This window comes from Cellulosimicrobium sp. NPDC057127 (assembly GCF_042670945.1).
Taxonomy (GTDB): domain Bacteria; phylum Actinomycetota; class Actinomycetes; order Actinomycetales; family Cellulomonadaceae; genus Cellulosimicrobium.
Genome location: NZ_JBHUUP010000030.1, coordinates 1 through 4,329, shown reverse-complemented (window position 1 = coordinate 4,329; position 4,329 = coordinate 1). Strand labels below are relative to the sequence as shown.

Annotated in this window: 4 protein-coding genes; 1 reads left to right on the top strand and 3 read right to left on the bottom strand. The window is 76.5% G+C overall.

What is annotated here, in order from left to right:
• Nucleotides 1-348: 348 nt before the first annotated feature.
• Together ACFTZA_RS16890 and ACFTZA_RS16885 are read right to left on the bottom strand one after the other, a co-directional pair.
• The gene (locus ACFTZA_RS16890) at nt 349-1,965 is read right to left on the bottom strand and encodes a 5-oxoprolinase/urea amidolyase family protein (protein ID WP_378197586.1); all 1,617 of its coding nucleotides are present in this window, start codon (nt 1,963-1,965) and stop codon (nt 349-351) included.
• Entirely contained in the window at nt 1,962-2,738 is a 777-nt protein-coding gene (locus ACFTZA_RS16885; protein ID WP_378197583.1) for a LamB/YcsF family protein, read from the bottom strand. Before ACFTZA_RS16885 ends, ACFTZA_RS16890 begins: the two co-directional genes overlap by 4 nt.
• A gap of 36 nt (nt 2,739-2,774) precedes the next feature.
• Between ACFTZA_RS16885 and ACFTZA_RS16880 the strand changes: the two genes are divergently transcribed.
• On the top strand, nt 2,775-3,335 hold the full coding sequence (locus tag ACFTZA_RS16880) for a GNAT family N-acetyltransferase (protein WP_378197580.1): 561 nt from the start codon (nt 2,775-2,777) through the stop codon (nt 3,333-3,335).
• Nucleotides 3,336-3,353: 18 nt separating this feature from the next.
• Here ACFTZA_RS16880 and ACFTZA_RS16875 read toward each other — a convergent pair whose 3' ends face one another.
• Complete coding sequence (locus tag ACFTZA_RS16875) at nt 3,354-4,067, bottom strand: hypothetical protein (RefSeq protein ID WP_378197578.1); 714 nt, start codon at nt 4,065-4,067, stop codon at nt 3,354-3,356.
• Nucleotides 4,068-4,329 lie beyond the last annotated feature (262 nt).

Sequence of the window (4,329 nt, the reverse complement as noted above, 5' to 3'; positions counted from 1 at the left end):
GCAACAGCCAGCCATGCCCACGAGGACAAAAATTGGCATTGACTAACAAGCACACTGTTGAGTTCTCAAACAACCGACACACACCAACTCAGCCAAACCACCAGGGCCCAACCTCGCTTGGGGCAACCTCTTCACTCTACCAGAGCCTCAGGGGCTTCTCCAACCCGGCTGAGCGCCAGGTTCCGCCGAGAGGTCTCCGAACGAGAGGCCGAAGGCCTCACCTGCGGAAGAGGGTTCCGACCCCGGGACCAGCCACCGTCGCGGTGTCTGTTCCTCCCTGCCGGGCCGACTCCGAGAACATTACGCGCCCCGACGGAGGAGGGTCAAGCCGGTCCTCGGTGACCCGGCTCACGGGTCGAGCGCCCGGGAGGCGGGCACCGTGCTGCGGAGCCGCAGGCGTTCGCCGGGGCGGAGCTGGGCCGCTCGGTCGACGTCCTCCGCGACCACCACGCCGATCACTGGGTACCCACCCGTCACCGGATGGTCGGCGAGGAAGAGGACCGGCCGCCCGTCCGGTGGCACCTGGATCGCCCCGCGCACGAGCCCCTCGGACGGCAGGTCCCCTCGCACGCGCGGGACGGGCGGGCCGTCCAGCCGCAGCGCCACCCGGTTGCTGTCCGCGCTCACCGTCCGCGATGCCCCGAGGGCGTACCAGGCCTGGGGGACGAACCAGTCCTGCCGCAGGCCCGGCAGCACCCGCAGCGTCGTCTCACGCTCCCCCGGGCGGCGCTCCCCCGCCGGAAGCCGCACCGGTGCCACGTCGACCGGGGGCCACGTCGCCGGCGGGACGCCGACCCCGAGGCCGTCGCCCGCACGCACCGGGGGCGGGCCGAGGCCCGCCAAGGAGTCGTGGGCCCGGGCGCCGAGGACGGGCTCCACCAGGACTCCCCCGCGCACCGCGACGTACGTCCGCAGTCCGTGCACGGGAGAGCCCAGGCGTAGCACCGCGCCGGCCGGCACGGGCAGCGGGACGCCCGGTCCGACCGGCGTCCCGTCGACCGTCGCGGGCGCCACCGCACCCGCCAGCGCCACCAGCGCCGGCCGCTCGGTCCGCAGCACGAGCCCCCCGAGCGTCACCTCCAGCAGTGCCGCGTCCGGCGGGTTCCCCACGACACGGTTCGCCAGCGCGGCGGCGCCCCGGTCGGCGGCGCCCGAGCGCCCGACCCCGATCGCCGCGAGCCCCGGACGGCCACGGTCCTCCACCAGGGTCAGCGGCCCCGGGGACAGCACCGTGAGCGCACGGTCGGCCTCGAGCACCCGGCCGCGTCGCGGGGGACGCACCGCGCCTCGCCCGGCCGCGACGTCCCGGACGGCGCGGAAGCGGACCCGCGCGCCCGGGGCGACGAGCGCCGGAGGGTCCCGGTCGACGTCGAACATCAGACGGTCGGTCCGCCCCAGGAGCCGCCACCCGCCCGGTGACGCGGCGGGGTAGACCGCCGTCAGGTCGCCGGCGACGGCCACCGCACCGGCCGGCACCCTGGTGCGCGGCGTGGGCAGCCGCGGCGCGGCGATGACCGGGTCCACGCCGACGAGGTACGTGAACCCCGGCGCGAAGCCTCCGAACGCGGCCTCGTAGACGCGGCCGGAGTGCCGCGCGACGACCTCCTCGGGGCTGACGCCGGCCCAGCCGGCGACGTCCGCGAGGTCCGCGCCGTCGTAGACGACCGGGATCTCCACCAGCGGCACGTCCGCGCCCGCGTGCGCCGAGGCCGCGGCACCCGCGTCCCGGGCGCGTCCGATCGCGGCGACGAGCCAGGAGCGCACGTCGCCGGACTCGCGTGGCCGCTCGAAGGTCACGAGCACGGTGCGGGCCGCCGGGACGACGTCGACGACCGCGTGCGGCACGTCGGCGAGGAGCTCGCGGTGCAGCGCCCGGACGGCGTCGAGACCGGGCAGGTCGACGAGGAACGCCGTCTCGCCGTACGCGCGGACGCTCGCCCCGGAGGCGGGCGAACGCGCCGTCATGCCGGCGAGCCCGCCCCCGCGAACGGCTGCACGGCGACCCCCAGCTCCTCGAGCGCGCGCCGGACGGCGGTCAGCAGCCCGACAGCCCCGGGCGTGTCCGAGTGCACGCACACCGACGCCGCCTCGACCCGCACCGGCGTGCCGTCCACGGCGACGACCGTCCCGCTCGTGACGAGCCCGGCGACACGGGCGGCGACCTGGGCCGCGTCGTGCAGGACGGCACCGGGCCGACCGCGGGGCACGAGCTCGCCGGTCGGGAGGTAGCCACGGTCGGCGAAGGCCTCGTGCACCGTCGGCAGGCCGGCCTCCTCCGCACGGCGCAGCACGATGGAGCCGGGCAGTCCCACGAGCGCGAGCGACGGGTCGTACGCGCGCACGGCGTCGACGACGGCGCGCGCCTGCTCCTCGTGGTGCACCACCGCGTTGTAGAGCGCGCCGTGCGGCTTGACGTAGCGCACACGGTCCCCCGCGAGCCGCGCGAAACCGTCGAGCGCGGCGACCTGGTACACGACCTCGTCGGCGAGCTCGGCCGCGGGGACGTCGAGGAACCGCCGCCCGAACCCGGCCAGGTCGCGGTAGCTCACGTGCGCACCGACGGTCACGCCGCCCGCGACCGCGTCGTGCACGACCGACCGCATGGTGCTCGCGTCACCCGCGTGGAACCCGCACGCCACGTTCGCGCTCGTCACCAGACCGAGCAGGGCCCGGTCGTCGGCGAGCGTCCAGCGCCCGAAGCCCTCGCCGAGGTCCGCGTTCAGATCGATGCGACTCACTCCCCCATCATGGCGCGTCGGCGTAGGGTCGCGGGCGTGAGCCACCTCGACCTGTCCACGGCCCGGGTCCGCCCGGCGACGGCCGACGACGCCGCGGCGCTCGCCGACCTCGCCGCGGTGACGTTCCCCCTGGCGTGCCCGCCGGGAGCCTCCCCGGACGCGATCGCCGAGCACGTCGCGACCCAGCTCTCCCCCGACCGGTTCCGCGCGTGGGCGACGAGCGCCGCGCACGCGCTGCTGCTCGTCGAGGCGCCGGCCGCCGGGGCGCAGCCGCTCGGCTACGCCCTGCTGGCGCTGGGCGTGCCGGACGACGCGGACGTCGCCGACGTCGTGGGGCACGGCGAGTCGCTCGAGCTGTCGAAGATCTACGTGCACCCCGACGCGCAAGGCACCGGGGTGGCGGCGGAGCTCGTGCGCGCGGCGCTCGACGCGGCGAGCGTGCTCGCGCCCGGCCGCACGCTCTGGCTCGGGACGAACGGGCTCAACGCGCGCGCCCAGGCGTTCTACCGCAAGCACGGGTTCGCGGTCGTGGGCGAGCGCACGTACGTCGTCGGCGGCGAGCGGCACAGCGACGTGGTGATGGTGCACGGCACCTGACCGACCGGCCCGGCGCGCTCAGTGGTCGTGGCCGTCGCCCTCCTCGTGGGCGTGCTCCTCCTCGCCACCGTGCCCGTCGAGACCGCCGTCGAGCGAGTCGCCCGGGCGGACCGGCAGGAAGACGTGCACGTGGCCCTGCCCGCCGGACGTCGACCGGAGGTCCAGCTGGATCGCCGCGAGGCCCCACGTCTCGACCGCGCGTGTGCGCAGCTCGCCGGCGAGGGCGTACAGACCTGGCGCCGCGCTCGCGTCGGCGGCCCGGGCGAGATCGACCGCGTCGACCGTGTCGCCGAGCAGCTCGAGCGAGGTGAGCATGCCGTTGCGGACGATGTTGTGCTCCGACGACCCGCTCGGGAGGGCCTCCGTCTCGCCCATGAGCGTGTCGAGGGTGTCGCGCCACGCGGCGACCTCCTCGTCGGTCGGTGTCGCTGCCGTCGTGCCGTCGACCGGGAGCACCGCGTGCAGGGCGTGCATCACCGGGACGAGCTCCGCCTGCAGCGAGCGGGCGTGCTCGATCGACGCCGTGAGGTTGTCGGCGTCGCGCTCGGCCTCGGCGGCCTCGAGCTCCGCGACGCGAGTCGGGTCCACCGCGGAGCCGACGCCTGCCGGGTCGGGCTCTGCGCCGCGCGTGAGGGCGACGACGAGGACCGCGGCGACGACGACCGCCGCGAGCGCCGCCCCCACGAGCAGCATCCGTCCGCGTGCGCCGAGCGCCTGCAGCCACCGGCGCACGCGCACGTGCGCCGGTGGCCGAGGCTCGGGACGGCCGGCACCGCCCCGGTCGTCAGGACGGGAGCGGCCGGACGACGCGGTCGTCGTCCGGGTCACGGGGCGCGCCGCCGTGCCGGTGCCGGTCCTCGACCGTCGCGGGGCGGGCTGTCGTGCGCCGGTCCGCTGTGCCATCTCGCACTCCTGTCCTGTGGTCAGGTAGGTCTGCGCCCGTCCGCGTGCCGCGGGCGGGCGAGGTCGGCGGCGGGCACGCAGGGTGCCCGCC

Bases quoted from the DNA above. Each gene is read 5' to 3' on its own strand.
- ACFTZA_RS16890 (WP_378197586.1), bottom strand. From the start codon at position 1,965: ATGACGGCGCGTTCGCCCGCCTCCGGGGCGAGCGTCCGCGCGTACGGC.